Genomic DNA, 21,942 nt, shown 5'->3' with positions numbered 1-21,942 from the left:
AAGCGGGGAGGCCTGACGGCCTCCCCGCTTCTCTATATATAGAGAGGGTAGGGAGAACTTCATATCACTCCGGTGCTTCTCAAACGCAGCACCGCTTCGATATCCATACCCAACACCTCCTCCAACACAGCGTTAGTATGCTCACCGAGCAATGGCGGCGCCTGACGATACTCGACCGGCGTCTCGGACAACCGAATGGGACTGGCCACCTGCGGTACGCTACCCGCTAGCGGGTGAGCAATATCGAGCGCCAAACCACGCGCCAGCACCTGGGGATCCTGGAACATCTGCGCCAGGTCGTTGATCGGTCCGCAAGGCACGCCTGCCTTTTCCAACTCACTGACCCATTCAGCCGTGGTCTTGAACACCGTGGCCTGGCGAATCAACGGAATCAGCTCGGCACGATGGGCCACACGCTGTTTGTTGGTGGCAAACCTCGGGTCGTCTGCCCACTGTGGCTGGCCAGCCACTTCGGCAAACTTACGGAACTGCCCATCGTTGCCCACGGTGAGAATGAAGTTGCCATCCGCCGTCGGGAAATCCTGGTAAGGCACGATATTGGGGTGTGCATTGCCCAACCGCCGTGGCGGGGTGCCCGTAGTCAGGTAGTTCATCGCCTGGTTGGCCAGGCAGGCCACTTGAACATCCAGCAACGCCATGTCCACGTGCTGACCGACGCCGGTCTGATCGCGATAGGCGAGGGCAGCCAGGATCGCCACTGTCGAATACAACCCCGTCAGGATGTCGGTCAAGGCGACCCCCACCTTGATGGGTCCCGCGCCTTCTTCACCTTCCGGGCGGCCGGTCAGGCTCATCAGCCCGCCCAACCCTTGGATCATGAAGTCATATCCGGCGCGCTTGGCATAAGGACCTGTCTGACCGAAACCGGTGATCGAGCAATAGATGAGCTTGGGATTGACCGCCTTCAGGCTCGCATAGTCCAGCCCATAGGCCGCCAAGCCGCCCACTTTGAAGTTCTCGATGACGATGTCGGACTTCGCCGCCAGCTCACGCACCAGGCGTTGGCCTTCAGGCTGGGTGAAGTCGATGGTAACCGACCGCTTGTTGCGGTTGGCCGACAGGTAATAGGCCGCTTCGCTGGTGTTCTCACCCTGGGCGTCCTTTAGGAAGGGCGGCCCCCAGGAACGGGTATCGTCCCCTGTGCCTGGGCGCTCGACCTTGATCACATCAGCCCCAAGGTCGGCAAGGATCTGACCGGACCAAGGGCCCGCCAGCACGCGCGAAAGATCCAGCACCCGCAGATGTGATAGCGCACCCATGGCCAGCTCCTTTATCAATAGAACGCCTGGATTCCAGTCTGGGCACGACCCAGGATCAGCGCGTGCACATCGTGGGTACCTTCATAGGTGTTGACCACCTCGAGGTTGACCAGATGGCGGGCCACACCGAACTCGTCGGAAATACCGTTGCCACCGAGCATGTCACGCGCCATACGGGCGATGTCCAAGGCCTTGCCGCACGAGTTGCGCTTCATGATGGAGGTGATCTCCACCGCTGCGGTACCCTCGTCCTTCATCCGCCCCAAGCGCAGGCAGCCCTGCAGCGCCAGGGTGATCTCGGTCTGCATGTCGGCCAGCTTCTTCTGGATCAGCTGGTTAGCAGCCAACGGACGGCCAAACTGCTTGCGGTCCAGCGTGTATTGGCGAGCGGTGTGCCAGCAGGCCTCGGCTGCCCCCAGGGCGCCCCAGGAGATGCCATAGCGGGCGGAATTCAGACAGGTGAACGGACCTTTCAGACCGCGCACTTCAGGGAACATGTTCTCTTCCGGCACGAACACGTTGTCCATGACGATCTCGCCGGTGATCGAGGCCCGCAGGCCGACTTTGCCGTGAATTGCCGGCGCGCTCAGGCCTTCCCAGCCCTTTTCAAGAATGAAGCCGCGGATGTCGCCGGCATCGTCCTTGGCCCATACCACGAAGACATCGGCGATCGGGCTGTTGGTGATCCACATCTTGCTGCCGGTGAGACGGTAGCCGCCATCGACCTTGCGCGCGCGGGTGATCATCGAACCCGGATCGGAGCCATGGTTCGGCTCGGTCAGGCCGAAGCAGCCGATCCACTCACCGGCGGCGAGCTTGGGCAGGTACTTTTGTTTCTGTGCCTCACTGCCGAACTCGTTGATCGGCACCATCACCAGCGACGACTGAACGCTCATCATCGAGCGATAGCCAGAGTCGATGCGCTCCACCTCACGGGCAATCAGGCCATAGCACACGTAGTTCAAGCCGCTGCCGCCGTATTCGACCGGGATAGTGGCGCCGAGCAGGCCGACTTCGCCCATCTCGCGGAAGATCGCAGGATCGGTCTGCTCGTGGCGGAAGGCCTCCAGCACACGGGGCGCCAGCTTGTCCTGGGCGAACTGATACGCGCTGTCACGGACCATGCGCTCTTCTTCAGTGAGCTGCTGGTCCAGCAGCAGCGGGTCGATCCAGTTGAAGCTTGCTTTACCGGCCATGAGCGAATACCTCGAAATTGGAAGCTGAGTTTCTTGTGCCTTGATCCTAGGCCCGATCAGCCGTCTGGACAAACGAGGATTGCGCACCGTTTAGTGATATTTTCTCACTTCGAAAAACTGAAAAATCCTAGGTTCAACGGCTGACAAGTGAGGTTGACGTACATGCGCCGCAAGATTCCCAGCACCACGGCATTAGTCTGCTTCGAGGCGGCGGCACGCCACGAGAGCTTCACCAAGGCCGCCCAGGAATTGGCCCTCACCCAGGGTGCCGTCTGTCGGCAAATCGGTGGCTTGGAGGCTTTCCTGAATGTGGAACTGTTCCGCCGCTCTCGCCGCGGGGTGAAGTTGACCGAGGCAGGCTTGTCTTACAGTCGCCAGGTCGCAGCGCAGCTCGATGCGGTCGAGCGCGATACCTTGTCGGTAATGCGTCAGCAGGGTGCGAACGTGATCGAACTGGCCGTGGTGCCGACTTTCGGCACGCAATGGCTGCTGCCGCGCCTGAAGGACTTTCAGGAGCGTCACCCAGACGTCACGGTGAACCTCACCAATCGCACGCGACCGTTCCTGTTCGCCGATACCGCCTTCGACGCCGCCATTTATTTCGGAGACGGGGACTGGTCCGGCACCCAATCCCATCGACTGATGGGCGAAAACCCCGTGCCTGTGTGCAGCCCGGCGCTACTGGAGGGGCAGGGCAGCCTGGAGCCGCGACGCATCGCCGAGTTACCACTGCTGCAACAGACCACCCGACCCTACGCCTGGCGACAATGGTTTGGGCATCTGGACATGAATGTTGAGCGCGACATGAGAGGCCCGCGCTATGAGCTATTCTCAATGCTTGCCCAGGCTGCCATGCACGAGATGGGCATCGCCCTGATTCCGCCGTTCCTGATCCAGCGTGAGCTAGAGGAGGGCAGGCTGGTCATCGCGAACCGCCACGCCCTGGCCAGTGCCAAGGCCTATTACCTGATGATTCCAGATCGCAAGCTGGAGTCCGCTTCGCTGCGCGCTTTCCGCGATTGGCTGGTGCAACAGGCCGACCACTACACCGCAACCCATCGTGACGCCATGAAAACCTGACCCTGTAGTTAATTATTTTAAACACCTACAGATATAAGGATTTGTCGCTAATTAGAAAACTGTTCAGGTTGCATTAAAAATGCCTTCAAACCGTGCAACCACGCGGCTTTCAGAGTTTATTTGCGACATCCACGAACGCATCCGCGAAACGCCTACAAAAAATTGCAGTTTTTACCTTAATCTCCGAATACCTTGTGTTTGACGGGCCGCTTTCGGCTTGTTGCGACATACGGTCACAGGGTGACTTGTAGTTTTGGCTTCGTATCGCTTCAGAACCGGTTGAAGCCCCTTCGGTTCGTCTGCAAAATGCTCGACCCGCCCCGGAACCGGCGGGTTCATGCTGAACGGCCGCACCAGACGCACCACCCGAAGTGCGCTGGCTTCAACAAAGACAAAAGGTCACCGCAGGAGAATAAGTCGTGCACATTGGTGTTCCTCTCGAGACGCAGACGGGCGAAACGCGGGTCGCCGCCACCCCGGAAACCATCAAGAAGCTGGTTGGCCAGGGTCATCAGGTCACCGTCCAACGGGGGGCAGGGCTCAATGCCAGCATTCCGGACAGTGCCTATGAGGCCGCAGGCGCTTCCCTGGGCAATGCCGCCGATGCCTTCGGCGCGCAATTGGTGCTCAAGGTCGTCGCACCCAGTGATCAGGAGCTTGCGCAGATCAACAGCGGCACGCTGCTGGTGGGCATGCTCAACCCGTTCAACAACGACATGATCGCCAAGATGGCCGAACGCGGTATCACCGCCTTCGCCCTCGAGGCTGCACCACGCACTTCCCGTGCCCAGAGCCTCGACGTGTTGTCATCCCAGGCCAACATTGCCGGGTACAAGGCCGTGTTGCTGGCGGCCCATTACTATCCGCGCTTCATGCCGATGCTGATGACTGCTGCCGGTACGGTAAAGGCGGCTCGAGTGCTGATTCTTGGCGCCGGCGTCGCGGGCCTTCAGGCCATTGCCACAGCCAAGCGTCTCGGTGCAGTGATCGAGGCGTCGGACGTACGCCCGGCCGTGAAGGAGCAGATTGAGTCCTTGGGCGCCAAGTTCATCGATGTGCCCTACGAGACCGATGAGGAGCGCGAATGCGCCGAAGGTGTCGGTGGCTACGCCCGTCCCATGCCAGCCAGCTGGATGCAACGCCAGGCCCAGGCCGTGCACGAACGCGCCAAACAGGCCGATATCGTCATCACCACTGCGCTGATTCCCGGGCGCAAGGCACCGACACTGCTCAGCGCCGAAACCGTCGCGCAGATGAAGCCCGGTGCCGTGGTCATCGACCTGGCCGCCGCCCAAGGCGGTAACTGCCCGCTGACCGTAGCGGATCAGGTGGTGATGGCAGAGGGCGTTACCATCGTCGGCCCGACCAACCTGCCAGCCCAGGTCGCTGCCGATGCCTCGGCGCTGTACGCACGCAATCTGCTGGACTTCATGAAGCTGCTGTTCGACAAGGACGGCGCGCTGGTGATCAACCTCGAAGACGACATCGTCGCCGCGTGCCTGATGTGCCGCGACGGCCAGGTCGTGCGCAAGAACGGTTAAGGAGCACGACAATGGAAGACATGCTGATTTCCCATGGCATCTACAACCTGATCATCTTCGTGCTGGCCATCTATGTGGGATACCACGTGGTCTGGAACGTCACCCCGGCGCTGCACACCCCACTGATGGCCGTCACCAACGCCATCTCCGCGATCGTCATCGTGGGCGCCATGCTGGCCGCCGCGCTGACCGTGACCCCGGCAGGCAAGGTCATGGGCACCCTGGCCGTGGCGCTGGCGGCGGTCAACGTGTTCGGTGGCTTCCTGGTCACCCGCCGCATGCTGGAAATGTTCAAGAAGAAAACCAAGAACGAGGGGCAGAAGTAAGCATGAGCATGAATCTGGTAACGCTTCTCTACCTGGTCGCCTCCGTCTGCTTCATCCAGGCGCTCAAGGGCCTGTCGCACCCGACCACCTCGCGCCGGGGTAACCTGTTCGGCATGATCGGCATGGGGATCGCGATCCTCACCACGGTCGGCCTTATCTACAAGCTGGGTGCAGAGCTGGCGACTGCTGGCATCGGCTACGTGATCGTCGGCTTGTTGATCGGCGGCAGCGCCGGTTCGATCATGGCCAAGCGCGTCGAGATGACCAAGATGCCGGAGCTGGTGGCCTTCATGCACAGCATGATCGGTCTGGCAGCGGTGTTCATCGCGATAGCCGCGGTGCTCGAGCCGCAGTCGCTGGGCATCGTCGCCAGCATCAGCGACCCGATCCCCACCGGTAACCGCCTGGAGCTGTTCCTCGGTGCGGCCATCGGTGCGATCACCTTCTCCGGCTCAGTCATCGCCTTCGGCAAGCTGTCAGGCAAGTACAAATTCCGCCTGTTCCAAGGCGCACCGGTACAGTTCACCGGGCAGCACAAGCTGAACTTGATCCTGGGCCTGGCCACCATTGCCTTGGGCCTGCTGTTCACCTTCACTGGCCATTACAGTGCCTTCACCCTGATGCTCGCCTTGGCGTTCATCATGGGCGTGCTGATCATTATTCCGATCGGTGGTGCCGACATGCCGGTGGTGGTGTCCATGCTCAACAGCTATTCGGGCTGGGCAGCGGCCGGTATCGGCTTCTCGCTGAACAACTCGATGCTGATCATCGCCGGCTCCCTGGTCGGCTCCAGCGGTGCGATCCTCTCGTACATCATGTGCAAGGCGATGAACCGTTCGTTCTTCAACGTCATCCTCGGCGGCTTCGGCGCCGATGCCGATGCCGGCGCCAGCGCAGGCTCCCAGGAGCAGCGTCCGGTGAAGTCCGGATCGGCCGACGACGCGACCTTCCTGCTGAGCAACGCCGACAGCGTGATCATCGTGCCTGGCTACGGCCTGGCGGTGGCCCGCGCCCAGCACGCGCTCAAGGAACTGACCGAGAAGCTGACCCACAACGGCGTGACCGTTAAGTACGCGATCCACCCAGTGGCGGGGCGCATGCCTGGGCACATGAACGTGCTGCTGGCCGAAGCCGAGGTGCCGTACGACCAGGTCTTCGAGATGGAAGACATCAACGCCGAGTTCGGCCAGGCCGATGTGGTGCTGGTGCTGGGCGCCAACGACGTGGTGAACCCGGCAGCGAAGAACGACCCCAAGTCGCCGATCGCTGGCATGCCGATCCTCGAGGCGTTCAAGGCCAAGACCATCATCGTCAACAAGCGCTCCATGGCCAGCGGCTACGCAGGCCTGGACAACGAGCTGTTCTACCTGGACAAGACCATGATGGTGTTCGGGGATGCCAAGAAGGTGATCGAGGACATGGTCAAGGCCGTGGAATGATCGCCAGACTCACCTGCACTTATATATAGAAGCGCAGGCAATCCCCTAAAACCCCCGGGTGTCCTGCTCGGGGGTTTTTCGTTTGCATGATCCAGATCAACGGCTCTAAATCCAGCCTTCGCCTACGACCATGGTCGTGGGACGGCAACGGGCGAAATCTCTAGACTGCGCTCCAGTAGCTTCAGTAGCCCGAGATAACAATCCATGTACCGTGATCGTATCCGCTTGTCCTCCCTGCACAGCAAGGTAATGAGTGCGGCTGATGCCGCTGGCCTGATCCAGGACGGCATGACCGTCGGCATGAGCGGCTTCACCCGCGCCGGCGAAGCCAAGGCCGTGCCGCATGCCCTGGCCGAACGCGCCAAGCAGTCGCCCCTGAAGATCAGCCTGATGACTGGCGCCAGCCTGGGCAACGACCTGGACAAGCAGCTGACCGAGGCCGGCGTGCTCGCCCGCCGCATGCCGTTCCAAGTGGATAGCACCCTGCGCAAGGCCATCAACGACGGCCAGGTGATGTTCATCGACCAGCACTTGTCGGAAACCGTCGAGCAGCTGCGCAACCAGCAACTCAAGCTGCCCGACATCGCGGTCATCGAGGCCGTGGCGATCACCGAGCAAGGCCACATCGTTCCGACCACATCCGTAGGTAACTCGGCCAGCTTCGCGATCTTCGCCAAGCAAGTGATCGTCGAGATCAACCTGTCGCACAACGCCAACCTCGAAGGCTTGCACGATATCTATATCCCGACCTACCGTCCGACCCGTACCCCTATTCCGCTGGTGAAAGTCGATGACCGCATCGGCAGCACCGCGATCCCGATCGACCCGGCCAAAATCGTTGGCATCGTGATCAGCGACCAACCCGACTCGCCGTCCACCGTGCTGCCGCCGGACGACGAAACCCAGGCCATCGCCGACCACCTGATCGACTTCTTGAAACGTGAAGTGGATGCCGGCCGCATGACCAACAAGCTCGGCCCACTGCAGGCCGGCATCGGCAGCATCGCCAACGCGGTCATGTGCGGTCTGATCGAGTCGCCGTTCGAAGACCTGACCATGTACTCCGAAGTGCTGCAGGACTCGACCTTCGATCTGATCGACGCCGGCAAGCTGCGCTTTGCCTCGGGCAGCTCGATCACCCTGTCGACCCGCCGCAACGCCGATGTATTCGGCAACTTGGAGCGCTACAAGGACAAGCTCGTCCTGCGTCCACAGGAAATCTCCAACCACCCCGAAGTGGTGCGTCGCCTGGGCATCATCGGTATCAACACCGCGCTAGAGTTCGATATCTATGGCAACGTCAACTCCACTCACGTCTGTGGCACCAAGATGATGAATGGCATTGGCGGCTCCGGCGATTTCGCCCGCAACGCCCACCTGGCGGTATTCGTTACCAAGTCGATCGCCAAAGGCGGCGCGATCTCCAGCGTAGTGCCGATGGTCAGCCACGTGGACCACACCGAGCATGACGTGGACATTCTCGTCACCGAGCAAGGCCTGGCTGACCTGCGCGGCCTGGCACCGCGCGAGCGCGCACGGGCGATCATCGATAACTGCGTGCACCCGGACTACCGCGCCGCGCTGAACGACTACTTCGACCGCGCCTGCCAGCGTGGCGGCCACACCCCGCACATTCTGCGCGAGGCGTTGAGCTGGCACGAAAACCTGGAAGAAAGCGGTCGCATGCTCGCCAGCTGATCCAGCACAGCCTGCCTGGACCTGTCGCGGGAGCAGCCCCATCCTCACCTCTGTGGGGGTGGGCTGCTCCCGCGATTGCATTCGGACCTACACAGTCTGTTGGCTTGCCCGCCTTTAACTCACAAAACTGTACTACTGTACTGGTAAAAACTTCGATTTTGTGTCGACACGAAATCGGAGCGCGCTGCTTTTGCACCAAACAAGTGCGCACCGGTACAGTTTCGCCAATTTCAGGTGCAACAGTCGGCTTAGACAGTTAACTGAGTGATCGCAATACTGTTGAACTGTATCTACTGTTCTGGACGACAGAGGAGGATCATTGGCATCAGTTAAATCACTACCTAATGCCGCCATAAGCGGAAGGATGACACATCATGGAACGTACCCTCAGTTCCGATCTGGTTTTCGAAAACAACGCTCAAGCCTCCAACGCTTCGCTGCCTCTGCGCGCCCTGTCGACCTTGCTGCTGTGGCAGCGTCGTATCAGCAGCCGTCGTCAGCTGGCTCGCCTGGACGGTCGTCTGCTGGCTGACGCCGGTATCACCGAGTCCCAGCGTTACGAAGAGCTGAGCAAGCCGTTCTGGCGCTAAGCCCGGGCTCGCTGGCCTCGGCCGGCGCCCTAGAATTTCAAAAGCCCGTCGTGGGAAACCGCGACGGGCTTTTTGTTTGCAGGGCTCTAGAGCGCGTACCACAGCGCAAAACAGCACAGTTTTGAATAGCAGAGAATTGACCAATACAGTTACGCACAAAGCCCGTCCAGTTAACCTCTGCACCGCCGCCGCGTGATACGCTTCGTTCAGCCGCTTGGTTGAAAGCATCGCGAGCGATCAAACGTGCGGCAGATAACCAGAATCACCCAGACCCTTACGCAGGAGTCCACGACCATGTCCCGTAAACACCTCATCGGCGCCGCCCTGTTGCTGGCCCTGGCCGGCACCGCCAACGCCACCAGCTTCGTCGTCACCACCGACACGGTCGTGCGCGGCGTAGCCGCCTCCACCGACGCTACCTCCGATCTCTCTTCGTCGTTCCGTGACAGCAAGATCGTCCAGGCTGCCCGCGACGATGCCGCGACCTTCGTCGGCAGCGAAGGCGCAATCCGCGGCGCCAAGCTTGAAAGCGCGTTCATCCATATCCGCCAGCAGCTGCCAAGCCTGCAGGCAAGCGACGCGCAACTGGCCCAGGCCATCCTCGCGCTCTGACACTGCTTACCAGCGCGGGTAAGCCCCAAGAAGCTGCCAAAGTGCCAGTGGAAGGGGCTTTACCCGCGAGAGGGCTGCACATCGGCCCCATTCAAACCGGACACACTGGCCTTGGCCGACGTATCCGGGGTAGCCTTCGCCGTTCACCTCCGTCGCCTTCAGAACTCCATGCGTTATTCGTTGCCGTTACTGTTCGCCCTTATCGGCGTGGGAAGCGCCCATGCCATGGATGTCACCACCCAGAGCCTGGTCGCCAGCAGTTACGTCACCAGCAAGGTGACCTCCGCGCCGTTCGACCGCAAGCTGGTCATCCAGGCCCGCGACGACGCCGCAGCCTTCGTGGCCACCGACGGCCAGATCCGCGGAGCACGCCTGCAGGCGGCACTCGATTCGCTGCGTCATGCCCATGCGTACCATTGTGTCGGTGACCGTGAACTGGCCGAGGCAATTCTCGTCCAATAAACATGTCTGACTCCTTGTATCTTCCGGAGATGCTCCATGCGTAAACCGCTGATCGCCGCTGCCCTCGGCATGCTGCTGCTGGCCGACCTGGCCCAGGCACAAACCCTGGTGGCCACCAGCAATATCATCGTCCGTGCCTTTGGCCGTTCGATCGATTTCACCTCTGACACCACGACGTCCATCCGCGACTCCAAAGTGGTGCAACAAGCCCACGATGACGCCGCCAGTTTCGTCGCCAGCAATGGCGAGATCCGCGGCGCTCAACTGGAGGCCGCCTTCGACACCCTTCGCCAGCGCGTCCCAGAAGCACGCGATGCCAGCGACCAGGTTCTGGCCGAAGCCATCCTCGCTCTGTGAACCACGTGCGTGCCTGGCTGCTGGGCTGCGTCCTGACGCTGCTCGGCACGCCCGCCCTGGCTGGCCTGCAGCTCGAGCTGCAGGTCAGTGGCCTCGACCCACATCAGCAGCAGGCCTCCCAAGCCCTGCTCGACGAGGCCATGGGCAAGCTTCCCCCCCGCTTCAAGCAACAGCTGGATCGACGCATCCAGGTCAGCTGGAGCGAGCGTATGCCTACCGACGCCTATGGACAGGCGTCGCCGGTCGCGACGCTTGAGCTCAACCGTCGTCTGCTGCCCAGCCTCACCGATGGCAGCGCGGCCAAAAAGCAGACCGACCGTCCTCACGGCACGGTCCGGCAGGAGCTGCTGGCGACCGTGCTTCACGAGCTGACGCACATTTACGACCGCGCCCGCCTGTGGCCTGAGGCCGAACGCCAGCTGATCACCCGGTGCAAGCGCCAGCAGGACACCTTGGGCAAGATCGGCCTGCCTGAGCAGTGCCGAGGCCAGGCTGAAAGGCGCTTTACCCTGAGCGACGACCCGCGCCTGCTCGATTTGGCCGGATGGCCGCAATATGTCGGCCGTCGCGGCGAACGCGAGCAACACAATGGCCAGCTGGCCCGCAGCCCTGACAGTTATGAATTGAGCAGCCCCAAGGAGTTCGTTGCGGTCAACATGGAGTACTTCCTCCTCGACCCGAGCTACGCCTGCCGCCGCCCCGCCCTGAATCAGTACCTGCGCGACCACTTCGGCTGGGCCCCACAGCAGAACACTTGCGTCAGCGGTCTGCCATTTCTCAATGCCGGGACCGATTTCGGCCGCCAGCCTCTGGGCGAAATCGACCCGCAGCGAGTCTATGAAGTCGATTACCTACTGGCCGAGGCCAACCAGAACTGGGTGAGCCGTTGGGGCCACAGCATGTTGCGCCTGGTGATCTGCGCCCCAGGCAGGCCTCGTGGCCCAGACTGCCGGCTGGATCTGGACCAACACTTGGTGCTGTCGTACCGGGCGTTCGTCAATGACGTGCAGTTGTCCAGCTGGGACGGCCTGACCGGTGCCTACCCTTCGCGATTGTTCGTGCTGCCACTGAGCCAGGTGATCGACGAGTACACCAAGACCGAACTGCGCAGCCTGGCGTCGATCCCGCTCAAGCTCAGCCGTCAAGAGGTTGAAAGCCTGGTGCGCCAGGCTGCGGAGATTCACTGGAGCTATGACGGCAACTATTACTTCCTGTCCAACAATTGTGCGGTCGAGTCCCTGAAACTGCTGCGCAGTGGCACTGGCAATCCACGGCTGAACGATCTGGACAGCATCATGCCCAACGGCCTTCTGGAAGTACTCAAAGGGCGGGGGCTGGCCGATACCAGTGTCCTGGATGACCCACGTGAGGCCCTGCGCCTGGGCTATCGCTTCGACTCCTACCGCGAGCGCTACCAGGCCATGTTCGATGTGCTGAAGAAGCAGCTGCCGATCAAGCAGAACAAAGTCGAAGACTGGCTGGCCCTGGATGCCAAGGACCGCAGTACCTGGTTCCAGCAGGCAGACCTGCGCACCAGCGCCGCGTTGCTGCTGCTCGAACAGGCCAGCCTTCGCCGCCAGCTGCTGCTGGCCCAGGACGAGGTCAAACAGCGCTACCTGAACGCCACCGCCCTCAAGGACGGCAGTATCTCCAAGGCCAACGACACCTTGCAGAAAATGCTCGCCAACAGCGGCTTCCTCAGCCGCCCGGCGGAGTTGCTGGAAAACAAGGGCTACGGCTTACCCCAGCCAGAAGAACGCAAGCAGCTCGAGAAGATCAGCAGCGAGCGCCAGGCTCAATTGCTGCGCCTGAGCACCGACCTGGACAAAGAAGTTAGGGCATTGCTCGAGCCTTCGCGGGCCCAGGAGATCGCGGCGGTAGAGGCCAATGTGAAGCAGATCGGCGTGCATCTGCGGGAATTGCACAAAGCCGCCGGCGGTTTGCAGCTTCCCTGATACCGCTCAGGTTGGTGGGGCTGTTTCCGGACTTCAAAGGCTCTCCTGCGCCTCTCCAGGCAAATCCTCATCCAGATGCAACCAGGGCAACCGGCTGCTAGTCCAGATGTGCCGATTGGCACGTACGCGCTCCGGGTGGTCCAGGGTCGCCACCGTCACGTCGATGCTTTCGGGGCTGTGTAGCGTCAGCAGCGCCACATGAGCCCCGCAGTTGGTGCAAAAGTAACGGCTGCAACTGGCCGGAGCGACATAACAGCCCGGCGTGCCCGTCAACCATCTGAAATCGTCACGAGGCAAGGTCAGCCAGGTCACCACCAGACCTCCGCTGACCCGCCGGCAGATCGAGCAGTGGCAATGGGCGACATCTGTAAGATCGCCTTGCAACCGATAGCGCAGGGCGCCGCAATGGCAGCCACCTTCCATTACATCGGTCATCGGCACTACCTCCTGTCGCCTGGTTTCAGCCGAAAGCTGGCTGAAAGCTTCCGCCAATAGGATAGCCCCACCACCGGCAGCAGACCGGTCAGCCAGGGCACCCGGAAGTTTCCGCGCCCGGCCCAATCAACAACAACAATGGTGATACCCGATGTTTTCCTGTGCCCGCCTGTTCGCTATACCCCTCCGGCTACTCCCCGCGCAGCGCCTGACGCGCTGACCCGCCCGAATCGACTTTCCTTTCGCAGCGCACCGCCTGGAGTACCGCCATGCTGACCTTCCTCGGCTTCGCCATGGTCATTTCGTTCATGTACCTGATCATGACCAAGCGCCTGTCGGCCTTGATCGCCCTGATCCTAGTACCGATCCTGTTCGCCCTGTTCGGCGGCTTCTACAGCCACATCGGCCCCATGATGCTCGAAGGCATCAGCAAGCTCGCGCCCACCGGCGTCATGCTGATGTTCGCCATTCTCTACTTCGCCCTGATGATCGACTCCGGCCTGTTCGACCCGGCCGTGCGCAAGATCCTCAAACTGGTCAAAGGTGACCCGCTCAAAGTGTCGGTCGGCACCGCGGCGCTGGCTCTGGTGGTCTCGCTCGACGGCGACGGCGCCACCACCTACATGATCTGCTGCGCCGCCATGCTGCCGCTCTACAGCCGCCTGGGGATGAGCCCGCGGATCATGGCCGGCCTGATCATCCTCGCTGGCGGCGTGATGAACATGACCCCGTGGGGCGGCCCCACCGCGCGTGCCGCCAGCGCCCTGCATGTCGACCCGTCCGACATCTTCGTGCCGATGATCCCGGCAATGGCGTTCGGCGTGGTGGCGATCCTGGCCATCGCTTACCTCTACGGCAAGCGCGAACGGGCTCGCCTGGGCGAACTGCACCTGCCCACCGACGACATCGACCACAGCGAAATCACCGTTTCGCAGTTCCCGGAAGCCCGTCGACCGAAGCTGATCTGGTTCAACGGCGCCCTGACCGCTGCGCTGATGGTCGCCCTGATCGCCGGCGCCTTGCCGCTGCCGGTGCTGTTCATGATCGCCTTCAGCATCGCGATGATCGTCAACTACCCGTGCCTACAGCAGCAAAAAGACCGCATCGCTGCCCACGCCGGCAGCGTACTGGCCGTGACCGGGCTGATTTTCGCCGCGGGCATCTTCACCGGCATCCTCTCCGGCACCGGCATGGTCGAGGCCATGTCCAAGAGTCTGCTGGCGGTGATTCCCGAGGCACTCGGGCCGTACCTGGCGGTGATCACGGCGATCGTCAGCATGCCGTTCACCTTCTTCATGTCCAACGACGCCTTCTACTACGGGGTTCTCCCGGTACTCTCCGAAGCGGCCAGCCACTATGGCATCACTCCGGTGGAAATGGCCCGCGCGTCGATCGTCGGACAGCCGGTACACCTGCTGAGCCCCTTGGTACCCTCTACCTACCTGCTGGTGGCCCTGGCGGGTATCGAATTCGGCGATCACCAGCGCTTCACGCTCAAGTGGGCAGTGCTCGTGTGCCTGTGCATAATGCTCGCCGCGCTGCTCATGGGGATTTTCCCGCTGTTCAGCAGTCTGTAAGAAACGCGCACTATTCAACCGCGACGCACCCGCTTGGGTGCGTCGCCCTTATCGTTCAAAGGAAAACACATGGAATGGCTGACCAGCCCGGAAATCTGGGTTGCCTTTTTTACTCTTACGGCGCTTGAGATCGTTCTCGGTATCGACAACATCATCATGATCTCGATCCTGGTCAGCCGCATGCCCAAGCACATGCAGCCGCGCACGCGGATCTTCGGCCTGGCCCTGGCCATGGTCACCCGCATCATGCTGCTGCTGTCGATCACCTGGGTGATGCGCCTGACCGACGACCTGTTCGTCATCTTCGAGCAGGGCATCTCGGGGCGTGACCTGATCCTGTTCTTCGGTGGCCTGTTCCTGCTCTGGAAGAGCTCCCAGGAGATCTACCACGGCCTCGAAGGCGAGGACGAAAACCCAGAAGAGCCCAAGGGCGCAGGCGGCAAGTTCTTCTACACCATTATCCAGATCGCCATCATCGACATCGTGTTCTCGCTGGACTCGGTGATCACTGCAGTGGGCATGGTCTCCCACGTACCGGTGATGATCGCCGCGATCATCGTTGCCGTGCTGGTGATGATGCTCTGCGCCGGCACCATCAGCGAGTTCATCGACAAGCACCCGTCGCTGAAGATGCTGGCCCTGTCGTTCCTGATCGTGGTCGGTACCGTGCTGATTGCCGAATCCTTCGACGTGCATGTGCCAAAAGGCTACGTCTACTTCGCCATGGCGTTCTCCCTGGCGGTCGAGGCGATCAACATCCGCATGCGCACCGCCTTGGCACGAAAGCAGGGCAAGGAGCATGAGCCGGTGAAACTGCGCAAGGACATTCCGGGTCAATAAGATCAGGAAGCGCAAGAAAGAAAGGGCCCTTCGGGGTCCTTTCTCGTTTCTGGCGCGAAGTTCCTTTGGGTTGATGACAGCCCTTTCATGACTCAAATGTTTCAAATGCCTGGCGAGCATGCGAAGCTGGCGGCAGGTCCGCAAAACAACTAAAGCTTCAGTGAGCCCCAAGAACAGCCCGCCCCCGGGCCCGGCTCACAGCTTCACCTATTGGCCCCAGCCTGGGGCACAAGGCAACAAGGGGGCCCAGAACATGCTGACCCTGCTCAACCTGCTGTCCGCCGTGGCCTTGCTGGTGTGGGGCACGCATATCGTGCGTACCGGCATCCTGCGCGTGTACGGCTCAAACCTGCGTCGTGTGCTCAGCCAGAACATGAGCAAGCGCCCACTGGCCTTCGTCGCCGGCATCGTGGTCACCGCCATGGTGCAGAGCAGCAACGCCACTGCGATGCTGGTGACCTCGTTCGTGGGGCAGGGCTTGATGGCCATGACCCCGGCACTGGCGATCATGCTGGGCGCCGACGTGGGCACCGCGCTGATGGCGCGGGTGCTGACCTTCGACCTGTCGTGGCTGTCGCCGCTGCTGATCTTCCTCGGGGTGATCTTCTTCCTCTCGCGCAAACAGACCCGCGCCGGCCAGCTCGGGCGCGTGGGTATAGGCCTGGGACTGATCATCCTGGCCCTGCAATTGATCGTGCAGGCCGCCGCGCCAATCACCCATGCCCAGGGTGTGCGAGTGCTGTTCGCCTCGCTGACCGGCGACATCATGCTCGATGCCCTGGTGGGCGCGCTGTTCGCCCTGGTGTCCTATTCCAGCCTGGCCGCCGTACTGCTCACCGCCACCCTCGCGGGCGCCGAAGTCATCAGCCTGCCAGTGGCGATCGGCCTGGTGGTGGGCGCCAACATCGGCAGCGGCCTGCTGGCCTTCTTGACCACCAGCATGCAGAACTCCGCCGGCCGCCGGGTCGCCCTGGGCAGTCTGTTGTACAAGCTGATCGGCCTGGTACTGATCATTCCCGTGCTGCATCCGCTGGTGGACTGGATGGACTCGCTGAGCTTCAGCCCCCAGGAACTGGTGATCGGCTTCCACCTGCTCTACAACACGTTGCGCTGCCTGGTCATGCTGCCCACAGTCAAACCCATGGGCCGGTTATGCAGTTGGTTGCTGCCAGAGCGCGAGAACGGCAATGGGCCGATCAAGGCACGCCACCTGGACGCCACCGCCTTGGGCACACCGAGCCTGGCCCTGGCCAACGCTGCCCGCGAGACTCTGCGCCTGGGAGATATCGTCGACAACCTGCTCGAAGCCATGCTCGGCGCGCTGCGCGGCACCCAGACCGCACTGCCTCAGCAAGTGCGTGCCCTGGGCGAGGATGCCGAAGCCTTGTACAGCGCCATCAAGCTGTACCTGGCACAAATGTCCCGGGAAGACCTGAGCGAACAAGACAACCGGCGCTGGGCAGAGATCATCGAACTGGCCATCAACCTAAAGCTCGCCAGCGACCTGATCGAGCGCATGTTGCGCAAGGTCCAACAGCAAAAAACCTCGCAGCGCCGAGAGTTTTCCCAAGTCGGGCTGGAAGAACTCACTGGCCTTCAGGAGCAGTTGTTGGCCAACCTGCGCCTGGGCTTGTCGGTGTTCCTCAGCGCAGACCCCGAGAGTGCGCGTTTGCTGCTGCGCGAGAAGCGCCGTTTCCGCGCACAGGAGCGGCGCTTGGCTCACGCCCATGTCAGCCGTCTGCAACGTAAAGTGGTGCAAAGTATCGAGACCAGTTCGCTACACTTGGAGCTGATCGCCGACATGAAGCGATTGAACTCTTTGTTCTGCAGCAGTGCCTATGTCGTACTGGGCGGCGCGGATACGGGCGGACTTCTGCTCGACAGCGTGCCGGACGAGGCCCGCCTGTCCTGAAATTCGCATACACCTGGAGACCCGAGCTCGCCGATGCGTTGCCTGATGTTCGTTTGCCTGCTGATCTGCAGCCTGCCCTCGTTTGCCCTCGATCGTTCGCGGGTGGAGGGTTATCTGTTGCCCAATGGCCTGCAGGTGATCCTCAAGTCCGGCTATGAGCGCGATCACGTGGCCATTCGCCTGGTGGTCGGCGTCGGCCTGGATGACTTCGACTGCGACCAGAAGGAACTGCCGCATCTGCTTGAACACCTGCTGTTCAGCGGCATCGACGACACCGGCGAAGGGGGCCTGGAAGAGCGCCTGCAATCGCTGGGCGGCGAGTGGAATGCTTACACCAGCAGTGCCGACACCACCTTCGTGATCGAAGCGCCCGCGCGCAACCAACGTAAGGTCCTCGACCTGCTGCTGTCAGTGATCCGCGATACCCGCATCGACGCCACGTCCCTGGAGACAGCGAAAAAGATCATCGAACGCGAGGACGGCGGCCATTACGGCCACCTGCAACGCTGGCTCGACCGCCAGGACATCGGCCACCCAGGCAGCGACCAATTGGCCGTGGAGCTGGGCCTGAAGTGCGCCGAGCGCTCCAACCTCGAGGATATGACCCTCGAGCAGGTGAAAACCTTGCGCGAACGCTGGTATGCCGCCAACAACATGACCCTGATCGTGGTTGGCGGCCTGGACCGCCTGCTGCCGGCCTACCTGGAACGCACCTACGGCGAACTGCCGGCCACCGAGCCGGGCGAACGTCGAAACCTCGATACCATCACTCAACAGGCCGAACAACGCCGCGACCTGACCCGCGGCTGGCTGGGGGACAGCGTCAAGCTGCACTGGCTGTTCATCGAACCTGCGGCCGACAACGACCAGAACGCCACCCTCGATCTGCTCTCGCGCTATCTGGACTGGGCCCTGTACGACCAGTTGCGCCTGCGCCATGGCTTGTCCTACGGACCATCGGTGCGACGCGAAAGCTTCGGCGATACCGGCATGCTGGCCTTGAACGCAGACCTCGAGCGACAGGATGTCGACCAAGCGATCAAGGTAACGGAGCAGTTGTTCGATCATTTGCGCAAGAACGGCCTGGACCCGGACACCTTCGCTCGCATCAAGGACGCGGCCATCGCCCGGGAAAGCTGGAGCACCCAGGGCAACAGCGCCTTGGCGGACTATTACTGGGGTGCGCTCAACGACTACAACGACGGGCGCTTCCGTGACCCGGCGCGCAAGCTGCGCCAGGTGAGCCTCAAGCAGGCCGATGCCGCCTTGCGCGCCTTACTCAAGGAGCCCGGCTATTTGCGCATCGAAAAGCCGCTGCTGGGCTTCGACGAACTCTATGGGCTACTCGCTTTGCTGCTGGGAGTAATCCTGGCCGTTGGCCTGCTGCGTCTGCGACACCATCGGGCAGCTGAGCCCGACGACGCTACACGCAAGCCCTGATTTGGCAGTATCCTGCGGCATCATCTTGCCAGCTCCATCCTGTCGCGAGCTTTTACCGCGATAGGGCGTGCCTGGCCTCACTCACGTTCTTGTCTGTTGCGTCCATGCCCCCGATACCCCATTTCGTCATCCGCGTGATCGAGCTGCTCAAGCGCTACCCCGGCGTCATCGCGCTGGGCGGTTTCTTGTCCGGCATCGGCAGTTTCATCCTCGTCGATCGCCAGGCCAGCCTGGCCAGCTGGGTTGCCGTGCTCATGCTGGTCAGCTGGGTCTGGCTGATGCTGGAGAACACCCTGACGGGCTTGTTCGCTAAGGTGTTCAAGCGCGAGATACCGCAGCCGCTGCTGCGTTACGCGACACAGATGATCCACCAGGAAAGCCTGTTCTTCGTCCTGCCGTTCTTCTTCATCACCACCACCTGGAACAGCGGCCAGCTGGTGTTCACGGGCTTGCTCGGCGCGGCCGGGCTCATCTCGATCATCGACCCGCTGTACTACAAGTGGCTGGCGCCCCGACGCTGGCTGTTCCTGGCGTTGCACACCCTGACGCTGTTCGCCGCCTTGCTGACTGCGTTGCCGATCATCCTGCACCTGACGACCGCGCAAAGCTTCAAACTGGCATTGATTGCCGCCATGGCGCTGTCGTTCCCGAGCCTGGCCAGCAGTTTCCCGATCAACAACTGGCGCCGCGCGGTGGCGTTGGTGCTGGTGACGCTGACGGTCGGCGGCGGCGGTTGGCTGTTGCGCTCCTGGGTACCTCCGGCGACCTTGTGGATGACTGAAGTGGCCGTCAGTACTGAGGTGCAGAACCGCAAGCCCGGCGACTCTCTCGAGGAAGTCCCCGTCAGTCGCATCCGTAGCGGTGGCCTGTATGCCTACACCGCCATCAACGCCCCGCGCGGCCTGAACGAGCGCATCTATCATGTGTGGCAGTTGAACGGCAAAGAAGTCGACCGCATCGCCCTGGACATCCACGGCGGGCGTAAGGAAGGCTATCGAGCCTGGACCCACAAGCAGAACTTCCCACCCAACCCGGTGGGCAAGTGGCAGGTGAGGGTACTGACCGAGGATGGCCAGGTGATTGGCGTGCTGCGCTTCAAGGTGCTCGACGACGCACCAGCCCAGTGATGCTTGGGCGCGACTGTCTCGTGTTGCTTTCACCGATATGTTCGCGGGTGAACCCGCGCCCCCAGTGCCGGTGGCAAGCGACAGCCCAGCAGCCCCAGCCGCTCTGGTGCGCTATGATCTGAGTCGACGCCTCGCGCCCTGTCAGATGCATGGAGCCTATGACCACCCCCAGCGCTACCCTGGACACCAGCAGCCAACCGGCCTGCCTACGCATCGCCGGTGATTGGACCTTGGCCCACTACGCCAGCCTCAAGCGCGAGAGCGAACGGTTGCGCTCACAGTATGGCGACGACACGATCGCCGACCTGAGCCAGCTGGGCCGACTCGACACCGCCGGCGCCTCGCTGCTGGCCGAGTTGCTCGGCTCCGAGCGCCTGTCGCATTGCACCCATGACCTCCCCGAAGCCAGCCGCGCCTTGCTCAAGAACGTCTACTGCTCGGTGCAGGACTACTGCATCCCGGTCAAGGAAGCCGAGCGCCCCGTCTTGCTGCTGTTGCTTGAGCGCATCGGCTGCGCCGTCGCGACCCTCTGGGAGGACACCCGGCAATTGCTCGGTTTCATCGGCCTGATCCTCGAGACGCTCGCTCGCAGGGCCTGGCAGCCTCACCGCTGGCGGGTCACGCCGGTGGTCGCGCACATCGAGCAGACCGGCCTGGACGCCGCACCGATCGTGGCACTGCTGACCTTCCTGGTGGGCGCGGTGGTGGCGTTTCTCGGCGCCACGGTACTGGCGGATTTCGGCGCTACGGTGTTCACCGTGGACCTGGTAGCGTTTTCCTTCCTGCGGGAGTTCGCCGTGCTGCTGACCGCCATTCTCATGGCCGGACGCACCGCCAGCGCCTTTACCGCACAGATCGGCTCGATGAAAGCCAATGAAGAAATCGATGCCATCCGCACCCTGGGGCTCAATCCCATCGAACTGCTGGTGGTGCCGCGGGTGCTCGCCTTGCTGATCTCCCTGCCGCTGTTGACCTTCGTCGCGATGATCTGCGGCATCGTCGGCGGCGCCGTGGTCTGTGCCCTGTCCTTGGATATCTCCCCAGCGATGTTCCTTTCGCTGCTGCAGAGCGACATCGGCGTTCAGCACTTCATCGTCGGCCTGGTCAAAGCACCGTTCTTCGCCTTCCTGATCGCCGCCATTGGCTGCCTGGAAGGCTTCAAGGTCAGCGGCAGCGCCGAATCGGTGGGGGCGCACACCACCTCCAGCGTGGTCCAGTCGATTTTCGTGGTGATCGTGCTCGATGCTGTGGCCGCACTGTTCTTCATGGAGATGGGCTGGTGAGTGGCGCACCAGACGTAGTGATCGAAGCCCGGGGGCTATGCAACCGATTCGGCACCCAGAGCGTGCACGAGAATCTCGACCTGGACCTGTACCGCGGCGAGATCCTCGCCGTGGTCGGTGGCTCGGGCAGCGGCAAGTCGGTGTTGCTGCGCAGCATCATCGGGCTGCGCCGGCCCAACGAAGGGCAGGTCAACGTGTTCGGCCAAGACCTGGCCACCCTGAACAGCGAGCAGCGCTCCCTGGTGGAACGACGCTTCGGCGTGCTGTTCCAGAAGGGCGCGCTGTTTTCCTCGCTCACGGTCACCGAGAACGTGGCCTTGCCCTTGATCGAACACGCCGGCCTCTCGCGCGCCGACGCAGAGCACCTGGCGGGGGTCAAGCTGGCCCTGGCCGGCCTGCCGATCTCCGCCGCCGACAAGTATCCGTCCTCGCTGTCCGGCGGCATGATCAAGCGCGCCGCCCTGGCCCGCGCCCTGGCGCTCGATCCGGACATCCTGTTCCTCGACGAGCCCACCGCCGGCCTCGACCCGATCGGTGCCGCCGCATTCGATCAATTGATCCTGACCCTGCGCGATGCCCTGGGTCTTTCGGTGTTTCTGATCACTCACGATCTGGACACGCTCTACACCATCACCGACCGGGTCGCGGTGCTGTCACAGAAAAAGGTCCTGGTGGCCGGTCCCCTGGCCCAGGTCGAGCAGACCGACGATCCCTGGATCCACGAATACTTTCACGGCCCGCGCGGGCGGGCGGCGGAACAGGCCGCCGCTGGCGCCGGGCAGGAGCGCTGAA

The 21,942-nt window shown here is 62.2% G+C and carries 20 protein-coding genes; 17 read left to right on the top strand and 3 right to left on the bottom strand.

The window, feature by feature from the left end:
* Window positions 1-59: 59 nt before the first annotated feature.
* Together HMPREF3173_RS19655 and HMPREF3173_RS19650 are read right to left on the bottom strand one after the other, a co-directional pair.
* Window positions 60-1,280, bottom strand: coding sequence for a CaiB/BaiF CoA transferase family protein (locus tag HMPREF3173_RS19655; RefSeq protein WP_070575821.1), 1,221 nt, complete (start codon window positions 1,278-1,280; stop codon window positions 60-62).
* Between the two features lie 14 nt (window positions 1,281-1,294).
* Window positions 1,295-2,476 (bottom strand): acyl-CoA dehydrogenase, encoded by a 1,182-nt coding sequence (locus tag HMPREF3173_RS19650; RefSeq protein ID WP_043207786.1) that lies wholly within the window; start codon window positions 2,474-2,476, stop codon window positions 1,295-1,297.
* A 162-nt stretch (window positions 2,477-2,638) separates the two neighbouring features.
* Here HMPREF3173_RS19650 and HMPREF3173_RS19645 point away from each other — a divergent pair, with 162 nt between their 5' ends.
* The 10 genes from HMPREF3173_RS19645 to HMPREF3173_RS19600 all read left to right on the top strand — a co-directional run bounded on the left by HMPREF3173_RS19645 (window position 2,639) and on the right by HMPREF3173_RS19600 (window position 12,536).
* Complete coding sequence (locus HMPREF3173_RS19645) at window positions 2,639-3,556, top strand: LysR family transcriptional regulator (protein WP_070575817.1); 918 nt, start codon at window positions 2,639-2,641, stop codon at window positions 3,554-3,556.
* A gap of 419 nt (window positions 3,557-3,975) precedes the next feature.
* Window positions 3,976-5,097, top strand: a complete 1,122-nt coding sequence (locus HMPREF3173_RS19640; RefSeq protein WP_043207780.1) for a Re/Si-specific NAD(P)(+) transhydrogenase subunit alpha — start codon at window positions 3,976-3,978, stop codon at window positions 5,095-5,097.
* 11 nt (window positions 5,098-5,108) lie between these two features.
* On the top strand, window positions 5,109-5,423 hold the full coding sequence (locus HMPREF3173_RS19635; RefSeq protein WP_023631272.1) for an NAD(P) transhydrogenase subunit alpha part 2: 315 nt from the start codon (window positions 5,109-5,111) through the stop codon (window positions 5,421-5,423).
* A 2-nt stretch (window positions 5,424-5,425) separates the two neighbouring features.
* Window positions 5,426-6,862 carry an NAD(P)(+) transhydrogenase (Re/Si-specific) subunit beta gene (locus tag HMPREF3173_RS19630; RefSeq protein WP_043207776.1) on the top strand — a complete coding sequence of 479 codons (1,437 nt, stop codon included), beginning with the start codon at window positions 5,426-5,428 and terminating at the stop codon, window positions 6,860-6,862.
* A gap of 204 nt (window positions 6,863-7,066) precedes the next feature.
* Entirely contained in the window at window positions 7,067-8,560 is a 1,494-nt protein-coding gene (locus tag HMPREF3173_RS19625; protein ID WP_070575815.1) for an acetyl-CoA hydrolase/transferase family protein, read from the top strand.
* A 374-nt stretch (window positions 8,561-8,934) separates the two neighbouring features.
* Complete coding sequence (locus tag HMPREF3173_RS19620; RefSeq protein ID WP_043207772.1) at window positions 8,935-9,150, top strand: DUF1127 domain-containing protein; 216 nt, start codon at window positions 8,935-8,937, stop codon at window positions 9,148-9,150.
* Window positions 9,151-9,444: 294 nt separating this feature from the next.
* Window positions 9,445-9,762, top strand: coding sequence for a DUF2388 domain-containing protein (locus HMPREF3173_RS19615; RefSeq protein WP_043207771.1), 318 nt, complete (start codon window positions 9,445-9,447; stop codon window positions 9,760-9,762).
* Window positions 9,763-9,930: 168 nt separating this feature from the next.
* Window positions 9,931-10,224 carry a DUF2388 domain-containing protein gene (locus HMPREF3173_RS19610; protein ID WP_043207769.1) on the top strand — a complete coding sequence of 98 codons (294 nt, stop codon included), beginning with the start codon at window positions 9,931-9,933 and terminating at the stop codon, window positions 10,222-10,224.
* A gap of 36 nt (window positions 10,225-10,260) precedes the next feature.
* Window positions 10,261-10,581 (top strand): DUF2388 domain-containing protein, encoded by a 321-nt coding sequence (locus HMPREF3173_RS19605; protein ID WP_043207767.1) that lies wholly within the window; start codon window positions 10,261-10,263, stop codon window positions 10,579-10,581.
* The gene (locus tag HMPREF3173_RS19600; protein ID WP_139146877.1) at window positions 10,578-12,536 is read left to right on the top strand and encodes a DUF7844 domain-containing protein; all 1,959 of its coding nucleotides are present in this window, start codon (window positions 10,578-10,580) and stop codon (window positions 12,534-12,536) included. The genes HMPREF3173_RS19605 and HMPREF3173_RS19600 overlap by 4 nt, the downstream gene beginning before the upstream one ends.
* 33 nt (window positions 12,537-12,569) lie before the next feature.
* Here HMPREF3173_RS19600 and HMPREF3173_RS19595 read toward each other — a convergent pair whose 3' ends face one another.
* Window positions 12,570-12,971, bottom strand: a complete 402-nt coding sequence (locus HMPREF3173_RS19595; protein ID WP_070575811.1) for a GFA family protein — start codon at window positions 12,969-12,971, stop codon at window positions 12,570-12,572.
* A 269-nt stretch (window positions 12,972-13,240) separates the two neighbouring features.
* Between HMPREF3173_RS19595 and HMPREF3173_RS19590 the strand changes: the two genes are divergently transcribed.
* From HMPREF3173_RS19590 to HMPREF3173_RS19560, 7 genes are all read left to right on the top strand, one after another.
* Window positions 13,241-14,548: a CitMHS family transporter gene (locus tag HMPREF3173_RS19590; protein WP_070575808.1), complete on the top strand. Its 1,308-nt coding sequence runs from the start codon at window positions 13,241-13,243 to the stop codon at window positions 14,546-14,548.
* Between the two features lie 69 nt (window positions 14,549-14,617).
* Window positions 14,618-15,388: a TerC family protein gene (locus HMPREF3173_RS19585; RefSeq protein WP_070575805.1), complete on the top strand. Its 771-nt coding sequence runs from the start codon at window positions 14,618-14,620 to the stop codon at window positions 15,386-15,388.
* Window positions 15,389-15,641: 253 nt separating this feature from the next.
* Entirely contained in the window at window positions 15,642-17,300 is a 1,659-nt protein-coding gene (locus tag HMPREF3173_RS19580) for a Na/Pi cotransporter family protein (protein WP_070575802.1), read from the top strand.
* A 33-nt stretch (window positions 17,301-17,333) separates the two neighbouring features.
* Window positions 17,334-18,740, top strand: coding sequence for a M16 family metallopeptidase (locus HMPREF3173_RS19575; RefSeq protein WP_070575799.1), 1,407 nt, complete (start codon window positions 17,334-17,336; stop codon window positions 18,738-18,740).
* Window positions 18,741-18,844: 104 nt separating this feature from the next.
* Window positions 18,845-19,867, top strand: a complete 1,023-nt coding sequence (locus HMPREF3173_RS19570; protein ID WP_070575797.1) for a DUF5924 family protein — start codon at window positions 18,845-18,847, stop codon at window positions 19,865-19,867.
* 149 nt (window positions 19,868-20,016) lie between these two features.
* On the top strand, window positions 20,017-21,150 hold the full coding sequence (locus tag HMPREF3173_RS19565) for an ABC transporter permease (RefSeq protein ID WP_043207755.1): 1,134 nt from the start codon (window positions 20,017-20,019) through the stop codon (window positions 21,148-21,150).
* A complete protein-coding gene (locus HMPREF3173_RS19560; RefSeq protein ID WP_070575794.1) occupies window positions 21,147-21,941 on the top strand; it encodes an ABC transporter ATP-binding protein in 795 nt (264 codons plus the stop codon). Before HMPREF3173_RS19565 ends, HMPREF3173_RS19560 begins: the two co-directional genes overlap by 4 nt.
* Window position 21,942: the final 1 nt, after the last annotated feature.

Origin of the sequence: Pseudomonas sp. HMSC08G10 (genome assembly GCF_001808425.1) — a bacterium.
Lineage (GTDB): Bacteria > Pseudomonadota > Gammaproteobacteria > Pseudomonadales > Pseudomonadaceae > Aquipseudomonas > Aquipseudomonas guariconensis.
Note: the sequence above shows the minus strand (reverse complement) of the source record. Positions and strands in the feature narration are given on the sequence as shown.